Source organism: Streptomyces sp. AC555_RSS877 (assembly GCF_019049245.1).
Taxonomy (GTDB): domain Bacteria; phylum Actinomycetota; class Actinomycetes; order Streptomycetales; family Streptomycetaceae; genus Streptomyces.
Genome location: NZ_JAGMUK010000015.1, coordinates 47,392 through 67,869, shown reverse-complemented (window position 1 = coordinate 67,869; position 20,478 = coordinate 47,392). Strand labels below are relative to the sequence as shown.

Sequence of the window (20,478 nt, the reverse complement as noted above, 5' to 3'; positions counted from 1 at the left end):
GCTCGGACACGTACGGCCGCCACGCCGCTCCGGTTTGGGCCGCCGCCGTGGGCTGCCGGCGTCGATTCCGGCCGTGTCTCTACGCTTTGCGTCCCCACGCCGAGATCATCGGTGCCGTGGCGAGGTCCATGCTGCCGGAGGCCACGTTGGTGAGGTGCCGGTCGATGTCCTGGTCCGTGGCGATGTCCGCGGCGACGAGCTGGTCGCGGATCTGGCGGATCGTGGCGGATTCCAGCGCGGCGCAGGCGGGCGAGGTCACCGGGAAGTACGCGTCGGCCTCCACCCGGCGCAGGCCGGCATCGCGGAGCAGGCGCGGCAGCCTGCGGCCGTAGGCGAGGTCGGCGCCCCGGTCGGCGAGCAGTTGACGGAAGCCCTGCCGCAGCCGGTTCGCCAATTGCTGCTCGGGGCCCTGCTCGTCGAGGCAGAGCAGGGGCTGCAGGGCGGGGTCGGCGTCCTCGACCAGGATCCGTCCGCCGGACCGCAGGGCCTTGACCATGGACCGCAACGCCCTTTCGCGGTCCGGTACGTGGACGAGGACGAGGCGGGCGTGGACCAGGTCGAATCCCTCCCCCGGCGGCTCCTGCGCACCCACGTCGTGGACGCGTACTTCGACCGGCGGCCGGGCGGCCGCGGCGAGGCGGGAGGTCTCGATGTCGGTCGCGACGACCCGTCCGGTCGGGCCGACCTTCTTGGCCAGCCAGGACACCACGGAGGTGCCGCCGGCGCCGACCTCCCAGCACCGCCAGCCCGATCCGATGCCGAGCGCTTCGAGGTGCCGGAAGGTCGTGGGGTCGAAGAGAGTGGCGAAGGCGTCGAAACGCTCCGCCGCCTCGCTCTGCCGGTTGTCGAGGAGATACCCGTCGGTTCGCGTCATGCCGCGATCATCCCAGTTGTCCGGCTTGTTCGGAGTCGTCGACGCGGCTCCCACGGCGAGATGGCGGACGCCAGGCCGGCCGGGTCCGCCGTGACCACGGCCGGAGAAGTCGCCCACAGCCGGATCCGTCGTCCACAGCCGGGAACCAAGCGGAACCTCGTGTTCCCACAGGCTTACCCGGTCCACACCCCGAGCTGGCAAACTGGCACGCCAGGGCGCGGAAACACGGCGCGAGGGAGATCCACGCAAGGAGATCCAGATGTCCATGGCAGGGAATCTGCGGAAGGTCACGAGCCTCGGCAGGGTCGGCGGCCTCCGCAAGGTGGCACGGCTGGCTCGGCGGCGCCCGCGCGTCGACCTGAGCCACCCGGCCCGGTCCCCGCTGGGCTCCTCGGTGGTGAACTGCGTGACGTACCGGGACGGCGTCCGGATGCCGGACTGCGTCGACCTGGTGGACGCCGTGGAACGGGTGCGCAAGAACCGCGACGGCTTCGTCTGGCTCGGTCTGCACGAACCGACGGACGACGAGTTCGCGGGGATCGCGGAGCTCTTCGACCTGCATCCGCTGGCGGTCGAGGACGCGGTCGAGGCCCACCAGCGCCCGAAGCTGGAGCGCTACGACGAGACACTGTTCGCGGTGTTCAAGACGGTCTGCTACGTGGAACACGAGGAACTCACGGCGACCAGCGAGGTGGTCAACACCGGCGAGATCATGGTGTTCGTCGGCCGCGACTTCGTGATCACGGTACGACACGGACGGCACGGATCACTGGGCCCGCTGCGCGAGGAGCTGGAGGCCGCGCCCCAGCAACTCGCCAAGGGGCCGGCCGCGGTGCTGCACGCGCTCGCGGACCACGTGGTCGACGACTATCTGCACGTCACCGATGCCGTGCAGGCGGACATCGACCTGGTCGAGATGGCCGTCTTCGCGGAGAACGGCGCGCGTGTCGACGCGGGACGCATCTACCAGCTCAAGCGTGAACTCCTGGAGCTGAAGCGGGCCGTGGTCCCTCTCGGCCGCCCGCTCGAGGAGCTCGCCACCCGGCCGATCCGGTTGGTCGATCCGGAGATACAGGCCTACTTCCGCGACGTCTCCGACCATCTGCTGCGAGCCAAGGAGCAGATCGCCGCGTTCGACGAACTGCTCAACTCGATTCTGCAGGCGCACCTCGCGCAGGTGACGGTCGCGCAGAACGAGGACATGCGGAAGATCACGGCGTGGGCCGCGATCGTCGCCGTACCGACGATGGTCTGCGGGGTGTACGGCATGAACTTCGAGCACATGCCGGAGCTGCACTGGCGGTACGGCTACGGCATGGTGCTCGGCGTGATATCCGTCGCATGTCTGACGCTGTACCGCGGCTTCCGGCGCAACGGCTGGCTCTGACGACCGGGGCCGCCGCCCGGCACGGGGTCAGTGACGGCCGGAGGTCCTGGCGTACACGCTCTCGGCCCAGGTCGCGATCTGGTCCTCCGCCAGGTTCCGGGCCAGGTCGGCCTCGCTGATCATGCCGACCAGGCGCTTGTTCTCGATGACGGGGAGCCGGCGGATCTGGTGCTCCTGCATCTCGTGGAGCACCTCGCTGACATCGGCGTCCGCGTCGATCCAGCGTGGGGTTCCGTGGGCCATCTCGCCCGCGGTGACCCTGGCCGGGTCGTGGCCCAGGGCGACACAGCCAACGACGATGTCACGGTCCGTGAGGATGCCGCAGAGCCGTTCGTTCTCGTCGCTGATGGGCAGTGCTCCGACGTTCAGCTCGCGCATCAGCTGGGCGGCGCGGTCCAGGGTTTCGTGGGCGGGGATCCACTGGGCCCCACGGTGCATGATGTCTCCGGCGGTGGTCATGAAGTACCTCCCGGTGCCGGGCGGCCGGCGCGGCGCGAGGGAGAGCACCGCAAGTCCCGGCGCCCTACATTCTCGCGGCGTGGCCAGGCGCCCGCACCCCGGACCTCGTGCTCAGGCCGAGAAGCTGACGATCTTCCGCGGGACGACGCGGAGGATCACCCGGACCTCGTCGTCCTCCTCGGCGGGCGGGTCGATGCCGAGGTACTTGTGCGAGAGGTCGTACGGGAGCCGCTTGCCCTCGTCCGGGAGGATCTCGGCGGTGCCGCGGATCTCGACCGAGGTGTAGGGGTTGGCGAGGTCGAACACCGAGATGCTGATGCGGGGGTCGCGGCGGAGGTTGCGCACCTTCTGGCGTCCGTCGGTGGAGGAGAAGAGCACGGTGTCTCCCTCGCGTTTTATCCAGACCACCGAGTTCTGCGGGGCGCCGTCGGGGCCCAGGGTGGCGACGGCGGCGAAGTTCTTGCCGTCGAGGAGGGCGCGGACGGAGTCGTCGAAGTAGGCGGGACCGTTCGAGGAGGTCGTCATGGGGTCAGCGTAGTTGCATGCACGCGCATGTAAAAGCGGTGTGCCGGATCAGGTCGACATCACGTGGACGCCGGCTCGGATCAGCCCCTCCACGCCGGGTGCCGTGGGTCGTCGGCGCGCACCAGGACGTCGGCCGTGCCGGCCGGGTCGCTCTCCTCCTCGTAGCGCTCGAAGGCGGGGAGGGTCCAGTGCTCGGCCTCGGGAGTGCGGCGGCGCAGGGCGCCGGACGAGAGGAGGACGTGGACGGTCAGGTCGAAGGGGAACCAGTGGCGCAGCAGGAGGGGGCCGTGCAGCAAGAGGAAGCCGCCTGGCGGGAGTTGGACATAGGAGCTGCGGGTGGCGCGGTCGGTGGCGGGGTCCCACAGATCGGGCAGGACACGGCCGTCGCCGCCGGGTTCGACGGGGCCGAAGACCTCGCGCCAGAGGGCACCGGTGTCGAACCAGCCGTCGTAGTAGGCCTCCACGTCCTGGTGGCCGTACTCCAGGCGGAGCGAGGCGGGGCGCAGAAAACCGTGGGTGCCGACGACCAGCGAGGGGCGGCCGCGTACGCGCAGGGCCTCGCAGACGCGGTCGGCGAGGTCGCCCGGGCGGGCGCCCGGGGCGCCGTCGAACGCGACGCGCGGCCAGGGGCTGCCGTCGGCCGGCTTCAGGTCGAGCAGTCGCTCGGCCAGGAGGTCGCCGAGCCGGTCCCAGGTGATCGCTTCGAGTCGCACACGGCCCATGATGCGTCAGGCCCGCGGCGGCTGGTCGCCGTCGGGGTGATCGCGAACCTGCTCGGGCCGGACGGGCGGACGGGCGGTCATCGGACGCCGGTGTCGGTGGTTTGTCCTGAGGATGCGGGCGCGGGCGAGGCGGAGTCGGGCACGGAGGGCGTAGTTCCGGACGTCGGCGGCGGGCATGAAGACCGTATGGCAGCTCTCACAACTCCCCCGCCTGGGAACGGGCTCCTCGTCATCCAGCCGTTGCGGAGACGGCACTGCTCGGAGTGCCGCGGCGGGCCGTTGTCACTGCTCGTGCTGGAGGACGGTGCGCCGCGGTGCCTCGACTGTGCGGATCTCGGGCACCTGGTGTTCCTGCCGCGCGGCGACACGGCCCTCACCCGCCGGTCGCGGGAGGAGAGTGCGTTGTCGGCGGTGGTCGTACGGTTCAACCGGCGCAAGGGCCGTTACGAGCGGCAAGGCGTCCTCGTCGAGGAGGCGGGGCTCGCCCGGGCCGAGAGACGTTGTCTGGCGGACGCGGAGGCACGTCGGAGACGCCGGGTGCGGGACGCCGCGTGGCGGACGGCTCAGGACATGCGGTTCACCGACGCCTTCGCGGCGGAGATACGGCGGCTCTTCCCGGGGTGCCCGGCAGCCCGGGCGCGGGCGATCGCCGAGCATGCCTCGGCACGGGGCAGCGGACGGGTCGGGCGGAGCGCGGCGGGTCGCGCGTTGTCCGACAGCGCGGTGATCTCGGCCGTCGTGGCGTCCGTACGGCATGTGGACACGCCGTACGACCAGTTGCTGATGAGCGGGGTGGCACGGCACGAGGCGCGACGGCGGATCGCGGCGGGGGTGGAGACGGTGCTGCGGGGGTGGCGGGCGGAGGCGATGACGGGAACGGAGGCAGGAGCGGAGGCGGAGGCGGAGGTCGGCTGAGGGGCGGGCACCGCCGGTGGAGCGCTGGACGCTCGCGCATGCCCCCGCGCGGTTCGGGCATGGTTCGTGGGTCTGGGCGGGGATTCACTTGTGGTGACTGTTGGTGCCGGGCGGTGCCGAGCTGAAGCCCGGCCGGATGTGGGAGCGGGAGTGGGTGTCGGGATGATCGAGGGTCCGTATTTCGCACTGACCGTGCTGGGTGTCCTGGGGACCGGGCTGGTGGCCGGGGTCTTCTGCGGGTTCTCGACGTTCGTGATGCGGGGGCTCGCCGCGTTGCCGCCCGCACAGGGGGTCGCCGCGATGAACGCGATCAACGTGAGTGCGGTGCGGCCGGCCTTCATGGTCGTGTTCGCCGGGTCGGCGGTGCTGTGCGCGGTGATCGCGGTGGTGACCTTCGTGCTGTGGCCGGACGAGGGGACGGTGGACTTGCTGGTGGGCAGCGGGCTGTACCTGTTCGGCGTGTTCGGGCTGACCATGGTGGCGAACGTGCCGCGCAACGACGCGCTGGCCAAGATGGATCCGGACACACGGGAGGCGGCCGCGTACTGGCCGACGTACGTCCGTGAGTGGACGCTGTGGAACCACGTCCGCACGGTCGCCTCGGCCGCCGCGGCCCTCGCGTACGTACTGGCTCTCACCTGATGGCAGGCGCCCCATCGACGGGCGACAAGGCGCTGTACGACGCTCTGCGCGAGTGAGCGAGGGGACGTATCGTGGCCGAGAGAACCTCCGAAGGAGGATCGAGCGAGCCTCCGACGGCGTTTCGCACGAGGGTTCGAAGGCTTCCGCAGGAGATTCCGCAGGCGTTCCGAAAGAGTGCCGCTCGATGACGCACGGCCACGTCGGACGCGCAAGCGTCGCACGCGTACGCAAGGAAGACGCTCATGGCCGATCCCAAGGGATTCATGACCACGCCTCGCCAGGACTGGCCGCGCAGGCCGGTCGAGGAGCGGGTCCGGGACTGGGACGAGGTGTACGTCCCCGGGGCGCTGCTGCCCATCATCAGTAAGCAGGCCGACCGCTGCATGGACTGCGGCATCCCCTTCTGCCACGACGCCTGTCCGCTCGGCAACCTGATACCCGAGTGGAACGACCTGGTGTCGCGTGAGGACTGGCGTGCGGCCGCCGACCGGCTGCACGCGACCAACAACTTCCCCGAGTTCACCGGCCGGTTGTGCCCGGCGCCCTGCGAGACGGGGTGTGTGCTGGCCATCAACCAGCCGGCGGTCACCATCAAGAACGTCGAGGTCGCCGTCGCCGACCGGGCGTGGGAGTCCGGGTTCGCGCCGCCGCGCCCGCCGGAGCGGCTGTCCGGGCGGACGGTCGCGGTGATCGGGTCGGGGCCCACCGGGCTCGCCGCGGCGCAGCAGCTGACCCGGGCGGGGCACACGGTCGCCGTGTACGAGAAGGACGACCGGCTCGGCGGGCTGATGCGGTACGGCATCCCTGGGTTCAAGATGGAGAAGCACCATCTGGAGCGGCGGATCGAGCAGATGCGGGCCGAGGGCACGATTTTCCGTACGTCGACCGCGGTCGGACGGGACGTCGGCGCCGCCGAGCTGCGGGCACGCTACGACGCCGTGGTGATCGCCACCGGAGCGACGGCCTGGCGCGAACTGGACGTGCCTGGACGGGAGTTGGCCGGTATCCACCAGGCGATGGAGTATCTGCCGCTGGCCAACCGGGTGTGCGAGGGGGACCTTGAGGTCTCGCCGATGTCCGCCGCCGGGAAGCATGTCGTCATCGTCGGCGGTGGTGACACGGGGGCCGACTGTCTGGGCACAGCGGTACGCGACGAGGCCGCGTCCGTGACGCAGGTGGACATCTACGCGCAGCCGGGCGCCGAGCGGGACGAGGACAGCGATCCCTGGCCGACGTACCCGAAGGTCTACCGGCTGTCGGCCGCGCACGAGGAGGCCGGCGTGCTGCGGACGGCCCCGGCGGCGGACGCGGACGCGCGGCTGTTCGCGGCGTCCACGCTCCGCTTCACCGGGGACGCCGACGGACACGTACGGTCGCTGCATCTCGTCGAGGTCGACGCGCAGCGCCGGCCCGTGCCGGGCACCGGGCGGACCCTGCCCGCCGACCACGTGCTCCTCGCCCTCGGCTTCTCCGGGCCCGACCGGGCCGACGGTCTCGTCGACCAGTTGGGGCTGGGCCTGGAGCCGCGCGGGACGCTCACGCGGGACGCGGGCTTCGCGACCAACGTCCCCGGCGTGTTCGCCGCCGGTGACGCCGCGCGCGGTCAGTCGCTGATCGTGTGGGCCATCGCCGAGGGGCGGGCGGTGGCGGCGGCCGTCGACCGTCACCTGACAGGGAGTTCACGGCTGCCGGCACCCATCGGTCCATACGACCGGCCCATGGTCGTGTAGAGCCCGAACTGATCGTGTAGAGCTCGTACTGGTCGTGTAGAGCTCGTACTGGTCGTGTAGAGCCCGAACGCCTAGCGGCGCTCGTCCGTGCCCGCCACCTTGCCCGTGGACAGTGCCACCCGGTTCCAGGTGTTGATCGTGAGGATGAGGGCGAGGACGTGGGCCAGTTCGTCCTCGTCGAAGTGGGCTGCGGCCCGGGCGTAGACGTCGTCGGGGACTCCGCCGTCGGCGACCAGGGTCACCGCTTCCGTGAGGGCGAGGGCTGCCTGTTCCTTCTCGGTGTAGAAGTGACGGGCCTCGCGCCACACGGCGACCATGTGCAGCCGGTCCTCGCTCTCCCCGGCCTTGCGCGCGTCGTTCGTGTGCATGTGCAGGCAGTACGCGCAGTGGTTGAGGTGCGAGGCGCGGATCTGGATCAGCTCGACGAGGGCGGGGTCAAGGCCCTCGCGGGCGGCGGCGTCGAAGCCGACGAGGGCGCGGAAGGCCTTCGGGGCGGACTTCGCGAAGTCCAGGCGGGACCGCCGGGCCTTCGCCTGGGCCACCGCGGCGGCGGAGCCGACGGTCGTGGCGTCAGCTGTCGCGTTGCCGGTGTCCGTGACGTCAGCCGTCGTGCTGTCAGCGGTCGGGGTGTCGATCGTGTTCGTCGTCATGTGCATCAACCTACGAGCTGATAGACCCGCTGTAGGGTGCACTTCCATGGATGAATCGTGGGTCAATTCCGCCGAGCGTATCGGCGCCGACCTGCATCTGGAGCTGTCCGGCCCCGGCGGGCGGCGGGCGGCGCTGATCCGGGCGTTGCGGGAGGCCGTGCGCAGCGGACGGCTCGCTCCCGGGACTCGGCTGCCGCCGTACCGCTCACTCGCCGCCGACCTCAACGTCGCCCGGAACACGGTGGCGGACGCGTACGCGGAGCTCGTCGCGGAGGGATGGCTCACCGCGCGGCAGGGCTCGGGCACCCGGGTCGCCGAGCGTGCCGAACCGCTGCGACACGCCGCGCGGGTGCCCTGGAAGGCACCTCCACGCGCGCGTGGACCACGGCACGACCTGCGCCAGGGCACCCCGGACGCGTCGTCGTTCCCGCGCACGGCCTGGCTCGCCTCCTACCGGCGGGCCCTCCAGCAGGCGCCCAACGAGGTGTTCGGGCCGGGCGACCCCGCCGGCCGCGTCGAACTGCGAGAGGCGCTCACCGAATACCTGGCACGCGCGCGTGGCGTACGCACCGAGCCGGGCCGCATCGTGATCTGCTCCGGCTTCGCACACGCGCTGCGGCTGTTGTTCGGCCAGGACAGGGGCGGGGGCGGCGGGGTGCTGCGAGGACCGCTGGCGGTGGAGGCGTACGGGCTCGGATTCCACCGGGAGCTTCTCGACACCGCCGGGGTGCGGACCGTACCGCTGCCCCTGGACGAGCGCGGCGCGCAGGTCGAGCGGCTGGGACGGGAGCGGGCCGTGCTGCTCACGCCCGCGCACCAGTTCCCGACCGGCGGGCCACTGGATCCCGCGCGCCGGGCCGCCGTCGTCGACTGGGCACGCGCGCGTGGAGGCGTGATCGTCGAGGACGACTACGACGGGGAGTTCCGTTACGACCGCAAGCCGGTCGGCGCCGTCCAGGGGCTCGACCCAGAGCGCGTGATCTTCGTCGGCTCGGTCAGCAAGAGCCTGTCCCCGGCGCTGCGGCTCGGGTGGATGGTCCTTCCGGAGCGGTACGTCGACGGCGTCCTCGCGGCCAAGGGCGAGCGGGAGGCCTGGGTGAGCGTCCTGGACCAGCTGAGCCTTGCCGACTTCGTCTCCGGTGGATCGTACGACCGCCATGTGCGGCGGATGCGGCAGCGGTACCGGAGCCGCCGGGACCGGCTCGCCGCGGCGCTCGCCGTTCACGCGCCGCACGTCGAGGTCACCGGTGTCGCGGCCGGATTGCACGCCGTGCTGCGGCTGCCGCCCGGCACCGAGCGCTCCACCGTCAAGGCCGCCGCCTGGCAGGGCGTCGCCCTGGACGGCCTCGCCGGGTTCCGGCACCCGGACACCGCCATGGCGGCCCGCGACGGCCTGGTCGTGGGGTACGCGACGCCCTCGGAACACGCGTACGAGGCGGCGCTGGAGGCGCTGTGCGGCGTGCTGCCGCCGGGCGAGTAGGCCTGGGATTCCCGCCCTCGGACGAGCGGCACCGTGCGGTGTCCTGTCCGCGGAGGAGCCGTCCGCTGCTGCCCACGGAGGAGCCGCGCTGGGGCCGTCGTACCACTGCACCGATCTCCTCTCCACCTTCCTCTCCATTGCCCGAAGAGTGTGCTTACGGGCTGCACGGACCACAGCTGCGGTGGGATCATCGGGACAGGTGGCGTGCTGTCGAGGTATCCGGATTCCCGGTCGGCGGCGGCCCGTCCCATCCTTCGTTCCGCCGTCAGGCGCAGGGCCACCCAGCGCGTCCCTCCTGTTGGCGGTCGGTCCTGGAGGGTGCTCATGACGACACTCGACGAGGGGTCCGGGGGTAGGGGCGTGCCGACCTGTTCGAGGCCGACCTCCCGGCCGCCGTCGCGCTGGACCGGCCCGGCGCCGCACTCCCTTTGCTTGCGGGATCCAAGGCCGCGAACCTCGCCCGCGCGGCCCGCGCCGGACTGCCGGTGCTCCCCGGCTTCGTGATCCCGATCGGAGGGGGCGGTGACATGCGCGGCGGCCCAGCCCGGTCCGGTCGCGGAGACGCTGCCGGAGCAGCTTCAGCCGCTGGAGGAGGACCTGTGGGTGGCGCCGATGGCCCGAGGGCTCGCCACCGCGCTCGACATCGCGGGCAGCGCGCCGCGCAGGCTGCTGCGGACGGTGCCGGTGGTCACGACGGTCGGCGGACGGGCCGCCGCCGACCTGCGCCTGGTCGGCGCCGCCAGACCACCCCATCCTTGGCTCGCGCTGCTCAACCCGGCCCCGGGGATATCTCGTGCAGACCGGGAACAGTCGTCCGCGACGGCGGTCCGGCGCAACCTCGCGGTCGGACCGCCGTCGATCGAGCAGATCTACTACGGGCTGAACCTCAGTGCCAGCAAGGCGGATCAGCCGCCGCTTCCGGTGGTCATGGTGAGCCGTCTCGTGGACGCGCCCCGCCGGATCCGGGCCTCGCTGTAAGGGCTGGGGTCGCGAGAGACCCGCGGTCAGGGTTTGCGCCCCACCGCCCCGTACCCGGGAATGACCCCGTCGTCCTGCCCAGGGACCGGCTCCCCCAGCTCGGGATGCCACAGCTGTGGCACCTCGACGCCCGGCTCGACGAGTTCGAGGCCGTCGAAGAAGCGGCTGAACTCCGCACGGGAGCGCAGCGCCAGCGTGACGCCGGCGGTCTTGAGCTTTTCCGTGGCCGCCTTCGACTCCTCGGGCGTGAAGTCGGCGGTCGCGTGGCTGACCACCAGATAGCTGCCGGAGGGCAGTTCGGACAGCAGCCGGCCGACCAGCTCGTGCGCGCCGTCCTCGTCGGAGACGAAGTGCAGCAGCGCGATGAGCGAGAGGGCGACGGGCCGGCTGAAGTCCAGGATCTTCCCGGCGCCTTCGAGGATGGCGTCGGGATCCCGCACGTCGGCCTGGAGGTACCTGGTCACCCCCTCGTCCGTGCCGCGCAGCAGGGCCGCCGCTTGGGTGAGGACGATCGGGTCGTTGTCGCAGTAGACGACGCGTGCGTCGGGCACCACGCGCTGGGCGATCCGGTGGAGGTTCGGCTCGGTGGGAATGCCGGTGCCGATGTCCAGGAACTGGCGTACGCCGTGTTCGGCGAGCCAGCGCGTGGACCGGTGCATGAACGCCCGGTTGACTCGTGCCATCACCGGAACACGCGGGTCGAGGGTGAACATCTGCCGGCCCGTGGCCTCGTCGACGGGATAGTTGTCCTTGCCGCCGAGGTACCAGTCGTACATGCGCGCCGGGTGGGGCTTGGTGGTGTCGATCTCGACCATTGATTCAGCACCCGTCAACATTCATCAACATCATCGATATCCATCAATTGAGCATCAAGACAAGAAAGTTGAGCGGCAGTCGGCCCATCACGTCACGACAGCAGAAAGTCGGCCTCCCCCGCTTTCGCACCCTCGATGAACGCGGTCATCTCGTCCGTGGTGTAGATCAGCGCCGGACCGTCCGGGTCGGTGGACTGGCGCACGGCGATCCGGCCGTCGGCGAGCTTCATCGCCTCCAGGCAGTTCCCGCCGTTGCCTCCGCTCCACGGCTTGTGCCAGCCTTCGCTCCCCAAGTCCCGCGCGGGCATGCCGTTGTAGACGCGTAGGCGCGGCTTGATGCGATCCATTCACAACTCCTTGCGGAGATCCCGGAGAATCTCCTTCGTGCGATGTGCCGTAGCGGCCTGCGCCGCCATGCGGTCCATGACCTCGAGGTGGGTCGCCACCTCCGAGCGCGCGTCCAGGTAGACGGCGCCGGTCAGGTACTCGCTGTAAACCATGTCCGGGAGTTCCGGCACGGCGAATCGGAACAGCACGAAGGGCCCGTACGTGCCGGGGTGCGGCCCGTTGGCGAACGGGGCGACCTGCAGCGTGACGTTGGGCAGCTTCGTGGCGTCGAGCAGTTTGTCGATCTGGGCACGCATCACCTCCGGGCCCCCGACGGGGCGGCGCAGCACGGTCTCGTCCATCACGACCCACAGCCGGGGGGCATCCTGACGGGTGAGCAGATCCTGGCGTTGCATGCGCAGGGCGACATGGCGTTCGATGTCGTCGGGGCTGGTCTGTCCGATGGCCCCGGACCGCAGGACACCGCGCGCGTAGTCCTCGGTCTGCAGCAGGCCGGGAACGAAGTGCGGCTCATACTGGCGGATGAGGGCGGCCGCGCCTTCCAGGCTGACGTGCATGGAGAACCAGCCCGGCAGGACGTCGTGGAAACGCTGCCACCATCCGGGTCGGTTGGCCTCCTCGGCCAGTTGGACGAAGCCCTCGGCTTCCAGGTCGGTGACGCCGTAGGCCTTCAGGAGCAGCTGGAGATACGGGATCTTGAGCCCGACCTCGGCCATCTCCATACGGCGGACCGTGGCGGGGGCGACGCGGAGGATACGGGCGGCCTCCTCACGCTTGAGGCCCGCGCGCTCGCGCAGGTCCAGCAAGCGCCGACCGAGGACGACCTGGCCGACTGTCGGCGCGGACCGCGGTTCGCTCACCCTCCACCTCCACAAAGTCCCTGACCGGAAAGCCCCGACAGTACGGCCACTAAGGGGATCGGGCCGGTCACAAAAGCATGCTGACAGCCCTACGGCGCCATTCGAAGACCTATTCGAAGATCTGTACGGATCTTCGCTGATCCCAACTGGCGCCGCTCGACGTGCTGTTGCGAGCAGTGTGCCACGGCACTTCACCGCATCACCCAGCACTCTGCATTTTTCAGAGTGACACTTGCCAAGTGTTCACGGCGGGGCGATAGTGGCAAGCGTGATTCCGTCCCCGCCCTTAGGAACAGACGCCGCTGCGGACCGCCCCACCGGTCTGGGCGCCGCCGCGGGAGTGACCCCCGACAGGGCCGCTGCCGCGCGCCGGTTCCGTTTCGAGCTGGCCGCACACCCGGGTTCTCCCGCGCAGGCCAGACGGCTGACGAGGGCCCGGCTGACCCGCTGGTCGGTCTGCGAGGACACTTGCGACTCGGCGGCCCTGGTCGTCTCCGAGCTGGTCACCAACGCCATCGTGCACACCGCGAGCCGCAGCGTGGTCTGCGAGCTGCACGACGGTGACGACCTCGTGCGCATAGCCGTACGTGACGAGGGCTGCGCGCCGGGTGAGCCGCACTCGTCCCCGCAGCGGCCCGAGGAGGAGCAGGGGAGGGGGCTGCTCCTCGTCGACGCCCTCTGTCACAGCTGGGGGGCCCACGAGCACGGTCCCGGACCCGGACTGCTGGTCTGGGCGGAGCTGCCGCGCAAGGGCGACACCCCTCGCGACGACGCCGACGTCCCGCGCAACGACCTGGGCTGGGGAGCCCGCCCGAAGCCGGGGCCGTCCGGCGGTTCGGGCGAGGAGGACGCGGCGGAGGCGCACCACAGGACGACCGCCGAGGCGGCTCCCGCACCCTCGACACGTCCGGAGCCGGAAAAAGAAGAAACGACACACCACCGAGCGCTGCCCGACGCCGAGGCACGCCCGCACGGGTCGTGGGCCATGGGGACATCCCTGACGGAGCGGAGCCGGGATCGGGGGAGGCTGTGACGGCCGGGGCCCGCGGCGGCCAGGTGCTGAGCCTGGACACGCTGGTCCGCCTCCGTCGCGCGCTGCCCACGCCCGGAACCCCGCGCGGCCTGCCCCTGCCGAAGGGCATGACGGCCCCGCTGGGCTGTGACGCGGTGGCGGTGCCCGCCCGCCTCGGCCCGCTGCTGAGGTCCCGGCTGCCGCAGATGGGATGCGTCTATGCCGACGAGACGCACTGGTGGTGGATCGTTCCGGCGGACTCGGACTACGCCCTGGAGTGGCCCGCCCCCGCGCGGTACGCCACCGGAGCCACGGTCCCCGACGCGCCCGCCGTCCCCGAGCTGATCCACAAGCCGGACGGCACGCTTCCGTACACCCCGCCGATACCGCTCTTCCTGGCCCTGTGCCGACTCACCGGCACGACTCCCACCTGGTCCCGGCCGGTCAGCGCGTAACCCTCCGGGTGTGCGCCCGCGCGCTCCCGTCTCTTCGGCACACGCCCTGCCCCTCGGGTGTCCGCCCCCGCGATAGTGGCCGTTCGTCCACGATCGCGGGAGGCCTACGGTGGGAAACAGGCGCGGTGAGGGCGTCCCGGACAAGCTCGAGGTCTCCGAGTCGGAGCAGCTGCTCTTCGGCGGCCCGCTGCGCTACGACATGGGCTGGAACTCGCACGCGGACGCGTTCCTGGAGCTGAACTTCCGGGCCATGATCACCCGCCTGCCGTCCCTGCTGACGGCCAGCTTCCGGCTCGCCTGGCAGGCCGACCGGCGCGCCGCCCGGACCGTCCTGGCCGCCGAGGTCGGCCGGGGCCTGACCCAGGCGGTGAGCCTGCTCGCGGTGAACAGCGTGCTGGGCCGGCTGATCGGCGGCGGCGCTCTGGAGGACCGGCTGCGGGGTGCCGTACCCGCCCTGGTCGTGATGGCCTCGGTGATGCTGGTCGGGGCGCTGCTGCGGGCCGCGTCGACGTACGCCACCGGGCGCCTGGAGCCCAAGGTCGAGCGGGTGGCGACCGAACGGTATCTGGAGCGGGCGGCGACCGTGGAACTGTCCGCGATCGAGGACCACGCCTTCCACAAGCTGCTGGACACCGCGCAGTACGGTGCCACGTCCGCCCGGCGGATGATCTCGTACGCCACGCGCGTGGTGAACGCGATGATCTCGCTGATCGCGGCGGCGGGCGTACTGACCGTGCTGCATCCGGCGCTGCTGCCGCTGCTGGTGACGATGACCCTGCCGAGCGCCTGGAGCGCGCTGACGAACGCGCGCCGCCGCTACGAGTCGTTCCACACCTGGGTGCAGCACGCGCGCGCGGGACGGCTGCTCGGGGCCCTGCTGATCGAGCCGGAGGCGGCTCCCGAGATCCGCGTGCACGGGGTGGGCCCGTTCCTGCTCCGCCACTTCCGCGAGATGTCCGAGACGGCGGAGGCGGAGCAGGCCCGCCTGGCCCGGCTGGCGGCCCGTACGGGTCTGATCGCGGCGGCCTGGACGGGTCTGGCGACGGCGGCGACGTACGCGACGCTGGGCGGGCTCCTGCTGGCCGGCGCGATGGCCCTGTCGGTGGCGGGCACGGCCGTGATCGCCATCCGCACCGGCTCCCAGAGCCTCGCCACGCTGGTCGTGGAGATGAACTCCCTGCACGAGGAGGCGCTGTTCGTCGGCGACCTCCAGCGGCTCTACGTCGAGGCGGCCGAGCGGGCGATTCCGGTGGGCGGCGCCGCCCTGCCGGACGATCCGCGCGAGATCCGGTTCGAGAACGTCACCTTCACCTATCCGGGTGGCGCGGCCCGCCCCGCCCTCGACGACGTGACGCTCACCGTCCCGCTCGGCAAGATCGTCGCACTGGTCGGCGAGAACGGATCCGGCAAGACCACGCTGGTGAAGTTGCTGGCCGGGCTGTACGCCCCCGACCGGGGCCGGATCCTGTGGGACGACGTGGACGCGGCGGGCGCGGACCGGCATCTGCTCGCGGAGCGCGTCGCGATGGTGGCCCAGGACTTCAAGCGGTGGCCGTTCACGGCCCGCGTCAACGTGGCGGTCGGCCGTTCCTCGGTCCCGCTCACCGACGAACGCGTGGCGGGCGCGGTCGGGGAGGCCGGGGCCGAGGAGGTGCTGGCGGACCTGCCGCGCGGCCTGGACACCCTCCTTGCCCGCAACTTCAGCGGCGGGCACGAGCTGTCGGGCGGCCAGTGGCAGCGGCTGGGGATCGCCCGGGCCGCCTACCGGCGCGGCAGCATCCTGATCGTGGACGAACCGACCGCGGCCCTGGACGCCCGGGCCGAGCTGGAGGTCTTCGAGAAGATCCGCGCCCTGGCCGGGACCGGCCAGACGGTCATCCTCATCACCCACCGGCTGGCGTCCGTACGCCACGCTGACCTGGTGCACGTGCTGGACCAGGGGCGGCTCGTGGAGTCCGGGACGCCAGACGAACTGCTGGCGACCGGCGGGATCTACGCGGAGTTGTACTCGCTCCAGGCGGAGCAGTTCACGGCGAAGGTGCCCGCCCCGAAGGCGGGCTGACCTCACGCGACGGCGTCGGCCGCCGTCTCCCCACTTCGCACGATCACCAGGAAGGTGTCCGTCGCCAGGTCCATCACGACCTCGGCGGGCATGCCTTCAAGTCGTCGCGCTTGCGCGAACTCCTCCGCCGGCCACGAGCCTCGCGGCCCACCTGCGGGAAAGCGTTCGAGCACTGTTCGCCCGTTCACCACCCTGCACCTCCAGAAAGCGTCGTACTTGTGAGGAGTTAACGCTCTCCGGAGGCCGAAAGCCTCGGTCGGTTGCCGGACTGAGACGTAGTTGACACGGATTCAGCGCGCAGCGTGAGGACCTGGTTACCAAACGGTCACTTCCGCTACGGTTCGTGTCACTCATCGTACTCATCGTGATATCGGATGCGCTCACTGCCGACGGGCGTCCCGAGAGCCGACGCGCACTCCTGGGGCTCCTCCCACTCCTCCTGTCGTCCCAGCGCGGTGAGATCCAGCAGGCTCGTGGTGGAGCCCAGCCCGTCGAGGCCGCGTTCGTACGCCGAGTAGGCGTGGAAGACCCGGTCCCGGTCCCGCAGGAAGCAGCTGACGCCCGGCCGCTCGACGAGTTTCCCCTCGTACAGAAGGGTCACCTCGAAGTCGAGGTTGAAGTCGCTCGCGTCCGACGAGTACCAGGGCACGGTCCAGCCCATCCGCGCCTTGAACGGCAGGATCTTCGGGTACGGCGCTCTCGACACGGCGGCGAACGTCGTGCCGCGTGCCTTCAGGTGGGCGAGATGCCCTGTCTGGTCCAAAAAGCCCGAGCAGCTGAGGCAGCCGATGTCCCACTCGGGCGCGAACATGAGTGGTGGACGACGAGTTGGTCGCGCCCCTCGAAGAGGTCGAGCAGCGTGGCCTTGCCGTCGCCACCTTCGAAGACGTACTCCGTGTGCGTCTCGGCCATCGGCAGCCTGCGCCGCTCGGCATTGAGCGCGTCCCGCGCGCGCGTGACGGCCTTCTCCCTCTGCAGCAGCTCCGCACGCGCCGCGCGCCACTCGGCACGCGAGACGATCTCCGGAAGCGACATGGCTCCTCCTGTGCGACGGTCCGTTCCGAGCGGAGGCTCCGAGTGGTGACCGCGGGGCGGTACGGAACTCATCACCGCCTCGGATTTCTCTTCCGGGCCGCTCAGGTGTCGTAGTCCTGGATCCGCTTGCCGTGACTCCGGTCGACGAGTGCGGGCAGCCTTTCCCCCAACTCCGCCATCACCGCAAAGACGTCGATCGTCAGCAGCTCGCGGTCGCGCATGAGGATCCGCCCCTCGACGATCGTCGTCCGGACGTCGGAGGCGCGGGCGCTGTGCACGAGGGTCGCGGCGAGGTCGTGCACGGGCTGGGTGTGCGGGCCGGTGAGGTCGACCAGGACGATGTCGGCCCGTCGCCCGGGCGCGATGCTGCCGACGGCCTCGCCGAGACCCACCGCCCGGGCGCTCTGCAGCGTGGCGTGGTGCAGTGCCTGCCGGGAGGTCAGCCAGCGCGGGTCGCCCGTCGTGGACTTCTGGATCAGGGCCGTGAGGGCCATCGACTCCCACACGTCGAGGGAGTTGTTGGAGGCGGCGCCGTCGGTGGCGAGTCCGACCGGGATGCCGATCTCGCGCAGGGCGCGCACCGGTGTGGTGCCGAGCCAGGCGAACTTGAGGTATCCGCGGGGTGCGGTGGCCACGGCCGTACGGCCCGCGGCGCCTTCCAGGACGGGCAGGTCGCGCTCGACGATGCCGCTGCCGTGCGCGAGCAGGACGTCCGTGTCGAGGATCCCGGTGCGCTTGAGGACCTCGATCGGGGTGACGCCGTGCCGGGCCAGGCTGGCGTCGGTCTGGTCGCGGTTCTCGGCGGCGTGGATGTGGACGGGGAGGCCGTGCTCGCGGGCGAGGTCGGCGGTGGCGGCGAGGTCGGCGTCGTCCACGGTGTAGGGGGCGTGCGGGGCGAGGGCGGTGGTGATGCGGCCGCCGGCGCCCCCACGGTGCCGTAGGGCGAACTCCAGGGAGCCCTCGCGCCCTTGAGCACCCTGCGAGGAGAAGTACGCCTCGCCGAGCAGGGCCCGCATCCCGCAGTCGGCGACGACCGAGGCGACCGCGTCCATGCTGAAGTAGTGGTCCGCGAAGCAGGTGACGCCGCCGCGGATCATCTCGGCGCAGGCGAGCAGCGCCCCCAGCTCCACGTCCCGCCGGGTGAGGTTCGCCTCCACGGGCCACACGACGTCGTTGAACCACTCCTCCGTGGGCAGGTCCTCGGCGAGCCCGCGCAGCGCGACCATCGGGGCGTGGGTGTGACAGTTGACCAGACCGGGGAGGGCGACCTGACCACGTGCGTCGAGGCGTTCGGCGGCGAGCAGACCCTCGACGGCGGCGGCGCTCGTCACGGACTCCACGACTTTGTCCCGTACGACGATCGCGGCGTCCTCCTCGAACCCGATCCGCTCCTGCTCGTCGTGCACGAGGACGGTGCAGCCGGTGACGATGAGATCGGCGGGTTCGCCACGGGCGGTGTACTCGGCCGGAGAGTCACTCATCACGCCAACGTACGACGCCGTGGTCGCCCGGCGTGAGCCGAACCGCGCATCCCGTCGCCGCTCTGTCCGGGGTGGCGTGCGGGCACCCGGATCCCCCGGCGGCCTACACGGCGAGGGGGATGTCCGGCGGCCGCAGGCCCACCCGTTCCCGATGACCGGCGAGTTCGTCGAGCAGGGCGACCAGGCGTTCGGCGTGCTCCGGTGTGAGGCGCCCCGTGTCGTCGAGGTGCACGGCGCAGGCGGTGGTCGTGTCGACGAGCTGTTCGAGGGTGTCGGCGACCTCGTCCGCGCCCTCGGCGTGCCGGGCGAGCGCGGGAAGTTCGGCGCCGGCGAGGGAGACGGCCGCGCGGGCGGCGGCGAGCGTCCGGTAGGCCTCGCGGCGGAGGGTCCAGCGGAGGGCACGGGCGTCGGAGTCGGTGCGGGGGGTGCCGGCGCGGGCGGTGCCGGCGCGGGCGGTGCCGGCACGGGTGCGGGTGTCGCCCACCAGGTGTGTGTCCGACTCGCGCAGGACGTGCGCGAGGTACGCGTGCGCCGCGTTCACCGCCACGCCAAGCCGCGCACGCACTCCACCCGCCCGCTGCCCCGGCATCGGCAGGTGCCCCACGATCAGTACGATCGCGCAGGCCAGCAGGGTCTCGCCGATGCGCCCGGCGGACGCCTGCGGCTCGCCGCCCACCATCACGAGCGACAGGACGAGCACGGTGACGACGGCGGTCTGCGCGGCGAAGTGCCGCGTGGCGACGGGTATCAGGGCACCACTGACGGCTACCAGCGCGATGAGTCCTTCCGGCCGGAGCAGCACCGCGGCGAATCCGGCGAAGACGAGGGCCCCCAGGACGGTCCCGGCAGCACGGCACAGCACGCGGGAGACGAGCGGCCCGAGGTCGGGCTTGACGAGGAACACGGCGGTGGCGGGCAGCCAGTACCAGTGCGTGTGATCCCCGTACCAGCGGGCGTGGTGCAGCGCCTGTGCCACGCCCACGCCGGCCCCGAAGCAGAGGGCGACCCGCAGCCCGTACTCCCGTCCCCCGGCACCGAAGGCGGTGCGCAGCACGTCCCCGGCCCCGCGCCGACGCGTGTGCAGGTCGCTCCCCTTGCCCCGGTCGAAGGCCTCGGCGGCGTGCAGGAGGGCGTCGTCGAGGGCACGCAGCCCCGGCGCGGAACGGGAGGGCGCGGGCAGCGGCCCAGTGTGCGTGTTGTCCCGAATGGCGGCGGCGAGGCGCCGGGGTCCCTCGGAAGCCCGCCCGGACACCGCGTCCCCGGCCCAGGCCAGTGCGGTCGCGGCCTCGGCGAGAGGCAGCGCGGCGGCGTACTGCGCGTGCAGCCGCCGCTCGGCCGAGGAGCTTGCGTACCGCCGCAGCCGGGGCCCGGCGAGGGCGTCCTGTGCGTGATCGAGCGCGGCGGTCAGGGCGGCCCGCCGCGTATTGGCATCGGCGGTGCCCGCGGCGTCGAGCAGCTCCCCCACGGCGTCGTACACGGCGGCGACGGCCTCGCGCTCGCCGTCGAACCTGAAGTCACCGGCGATCGCACCGGGCGTGGGGAGAACGAGCCGCAGTCCGATCAGCCACCCGGCGCCCGCGAGGTAGGCGAGCGCCCGCAGCCAGCCCTCCTCGGGCACCGGCATCCCGGCCCCGATGGCGGAGGCGACGAGCAACTGTGTCCCGGCCCCGGAGGCGACGGGTCCTATGGCGCTGATACTCCCGGCGACAAGCCCGACCAGGGTGAGGAGCACAGTCAGCGTGACGGCCCCGACGTGCTCCCCGGCCTGCGTGCCGACGAGCAGTCCCGCGGCCCCCGCGAGCGCGGGCGCACCCAGCCGCTTCACCGAGGCCCGCCTGCTGCCGGGCCGGTCGTTGATCCCGGCCAGCATCGCGGCGATGGCCGCGACCACTCCGAGGGAGGCCCGTCCGGCGAGCACCGCCGCCAGCAGCAAGGGCCCGGAGGCCAGCGCCCCTCGCACGACCGCGCTCCAGGGCACGGGCCCCCGCTGAGCGCGAAGAGCGTGGGCGAGCCAGGGCGGAAGGGTCAGAGCGGCGGGGCGTGACACG

Annotated in this window: 20 protein-coding genes and 1 pseudogene; 9 read left to right on the top strand and 12 right to left on the bottom strand. The window is 71.7% G+C overall.

What is annotated here, in order from left to right:
• Window positions 1–79: 79 nt before the first annotated feature.
• Window positions 80–874, bottom strand: a complete 795-nt coding sequence (locus tag KUM49_RS06080) for a methyltransferase domain-containing protein (RefSeq protein WP_217235657.1) — start codon at window positions 872–874, stop codon at window positions 80–82.
• 259 nt (window positions 875–1,133) lie between these two features.
• Between KUM49_RS06080 and KUM49_RS06075 the strand changes: the two genes are divergently transcribed.
• Window positions 1,134–2,261: a magnesium and cobalt transport protein CorA gene (locus KUM49_RS06075; protein ID WP_217235656.1), complete on the top strand. Its 1,128-nt coding sequence runs from the start codon at window positions 1,134–1,136 to the stop codon at window positions 2,259–2,261.
• A gap of 27 nt (window positions 2,262–2,288) precedes the next feature.
• Here the strand turns inward: KUM49_RS06075 and KUM49_RS06070 are convergent, their stop codons facing one another.
• The 3 genes from KUM49_RS06070 to KUM49_RS06060 form a co-directional block, all read right to left on the bottom strand.
• Complete coding sequence (locus KUM49_RS06070; RefSeq protein ID WP_217235655.1) at window positions 2,289–2,720, bottom strand: CBS domain-containing protein; 432 nt, start codon at window positions 2,718–2,720, stop codon at window positions 2,289–2,291.
• Window positions 2,721–2,831: 111 nt separating this feature from the next.
• Complete coding sequence (locus KUM49_RS06065) at window positions 2,832–3,245, bottom strand: PPOX class F420-dependent oxidoreductase (RefSeq protein WP_217235653.1); 414 nt, start codon at window positions 3,243–3,245, stop codon at window positions 2,832–2,834.
• Window positions 3,246–3,325: 80 nt separating this feature from the next.
• Window positions 3,326–3,967, bottom strand: a complete 642-nt coding sequence (locus KUM49_RS06060) for a uridine kinase (RefSeq protein WP_217235652.1) — start codon at window positions 3,965–3,967, stop codon at window positions 3,326–3,328.
• Window positions 3,968–4,153: 186 nt separating this feature from the next.
• On the opposite strand from KUM49_RS06060, the gene KUM49_RS06055 reads away from it, so the two are divergent.
• The 3 genes from KUM49_RS06055 to KUM49_RS06045 all read left to right on the top strand — a co-directional run bounded on the left by KUM49_RS06055 (window position 4,154) and on the right by KUM49_RS06045 (window position 7,254).
• Complete coding sequence (locus KUM49_RS06055; protein WP_217235651.1) at window positions 4,154–4,882, top strand: DUF2293 domain-containing protein; 729 nt, start codon at window positions 4,154–4,156, stop codon at window positions 4,880–4,882.
• Between the two features lie 162 nt (window positions 4,883–5,044).
• On the top strand, window positions 5,045–5,524 hold the full coding sequence (locus KUM49_RS06050) for a DUF1772 domain-containing protein (protein ID WP_217235650.1): 480 nt from the start codon (window positions 5,045–5,047) through the stop codon (window positions 5,522–5,524).
• A gap of 242 nt (window positions 5,525–5,766) precedes the next feature.
• Window positions 5,767–7,254: a glutamate synthase subunit beta gene (locus KUM49_RS06045; RefSeq protein WP_217235649.1), complete on the top strand. Its 1,488-nt coding sequence runs from the start codon at window positions 5,767–5,769 to the stop codon at window positions 7,252–7,254.
• Between the two features lie 71 nt (window positions 7,255–7,325).
• Here KUM49_RS06045 and KUM49_RS06040 read toward each other — a convergent pair whose 3' ends face one another.
• Window positions 7,326–7,910, bottom strand: coding sequence for a carboxymuconolactone decarboxylase family protein (locus tag KUM49_RS06040; RefSeq protein ID WP_374200133.1), 585 nt, complete (start codon window positions 7,908–7,910; stop codon window positions 7,326–7,328).
• Window positions 7,911–7,950: 40 nt separating this feature from the next.
• On the opposite strand from KUM49_RS06040, the gene KUM49_RS06035 reads away from it, so the two are divergent.
• Window positions 7,951–9,384, top strand: a complete 1,434-nt coding sequence (locus KUM49_RS06035) for a PLP-dependent aminotransferase family protein (RefSeq protein ID WP_217235648.1) — start codon at window positions 7,951–7,953, stop codon at window positions 9,382–9,384.
• A gap of 522 nt (window positions 9,385–9,906) precedes the next feature.
• On the top strand, window positions 9,907–10,362 hold the full coding sequence (locus KUM49_RS48060; protein WP_254400798.1) for a hypothetical protein: 456 nt from the start codon (window positions 9,907–9,909) through the stop codon (window positions 10,360–10,362).
• Window positions 10,363–10,388: 26 nt separating this feature from the next.
• On the opposite strand, the gene KUM49_RS06025 is transcribed toward KUM49_RS48060, so the two are convergent.
• From KUM49_RS06025 to KUM49_RS06015, 3 genes are all read right to left on the bottom strand, one after another.
• Complete coding sequence (locus KUM49_RS06025) at window positions 10,389–11,177, bottom strand: SAM-dependent methyltransferase (protein ID WP_254400797.1); 789 nt, start codon at window positions 11,175–11,177, stop codon at window positions 10,389–10,391.
• 92 nt (window positions 11,178–11,269) lie between these two features.
• Window positions 11,270–11,524 carry a DUF397 domain-containing protein gene (locus tag KUM49_RS06020; protein ID WP_210575902.1) on the bottom strand — a complete coding sequence of 85 codons (255 nt, stop codon included), beginning with the start codon at window positions 11,522–11,524 and terminating at the stop codon, window positions 11,270–11,272.
• The gene (locus KUM49_RS06015) at window positions 11,525–12,385 is read right to left on the bottom strand and encodes a helix-turn-helix transcriptional regulator (RefSeq protein ID WP_217235646.1); all 861 of its coding nucleotides are present in this window, start codon (window positions 12,383–12,385) and stop codon (window positions 11,525–11,527) included.
• A gap of 259 nt (window positions 12,386–12,644) precedes the next feature.
• Here KUM49_RS06015 and KUM49_RS06010 point away from each other — a divergent pair, with 259 nt between their 5' ends.
• The 3 genes from KUM49_RS06010 to KUM49_RS06000 all read left to right on the top strand — a co-directional run bounded on the left by KUM49_RS06010 (window position 12,645) and on the right by KUM49_RS06000 (window position 15,914).
• Complete coding sequence (locus KUM49_RS06010) at window positions 12,645–13,418, top strand: ATP-binding protein (protein ID WP_217235645.1); 774 nt, start codon at window positions 12,645–12,647, stop codon at window positions 13,416–13,418.
• Entirely contained in the window at window positions 13,415–13,852 is a 438-nt protein-coding gene (locus KUM49_RS06005; protein WP_217235644.1) for a hypothetical protein, read from the top strand. Before KUM49_RS06010 ends, KUM49_RS06005 begins: the two co-directional genes overlap by 4 nt.
• A gap of 199 nt (window positions 13,853–14,051) precedes the next feature.
• Window positions 14,052–15,914, top strand: a complete 1,863-nt coding sequence (locus KUM49_RS06000; protein WP_254400819.1) for an ABC transporter ATP-binding protein — start codon at window positions 14,052–14,054, stop codon at window positions 15,912–15,914.
• A gap of 2 nt (window positions 15,915–15,916) precedes the next feature.
• On the opposite strand, the gene KUM49_RS05995 is transcribed toward KUM49_RS06000, so the two are convergent.
• The 4 genes and pseudogenes from KUM49_RS05995 to KUM49_RS05980 all read right to left on the bottom strand — a co-directional run bounded on the left by KUM49_RS05995 (window position 15,917) and on the right by KUM49_RS05980 (window position 20,477).
• Window positions 15,917–16,102 carry a hypothetical protein gene (locus KUM49_RS05995; protein WP_217235642.1) on the bottom strand — a complete coding sequence of 62 codons (186 nt, stop codon included), beginning with the start codon at window positions 16,100–16,102 and terminating at the stop codon, window positions 15,917–15,919.
• 158 nt (window positions 16,103–16,260) lie between these two features.
• A pseudogene (locus KUM49_RS05990) lies at window positions 16,261–16,949 on the bottom strand (DUF899 domain-containing protein).
• A gap of 101 nt (window positions 16,950–17,050) precedes the next feature.
• Window positions 17,051–18,430 (bottom strand): amidohydrolase, encoded by a 1,380-nt coding sequence (locus KUM49_RS05985; RefSeq protein ID WP_217235641.1) that lies wholly within the window; start codon window positions 18,428–18,430, stop codon window positions 17,051–17,053.
• A 103-nt stretch (window positions 18,431–18,533) separates the two neighbouring features.
• A complete protein-coding gene (locus KUM49_RS05980; RefSeq protein WP_217235640.1) occupies window positions 18,534–20,477 on the bottom strand; it encodes an FUSC family protein in 1,944 nt (647 codons plus the stop codon).
• Window position 20,478: the final 1 nt, after the last annotated feature.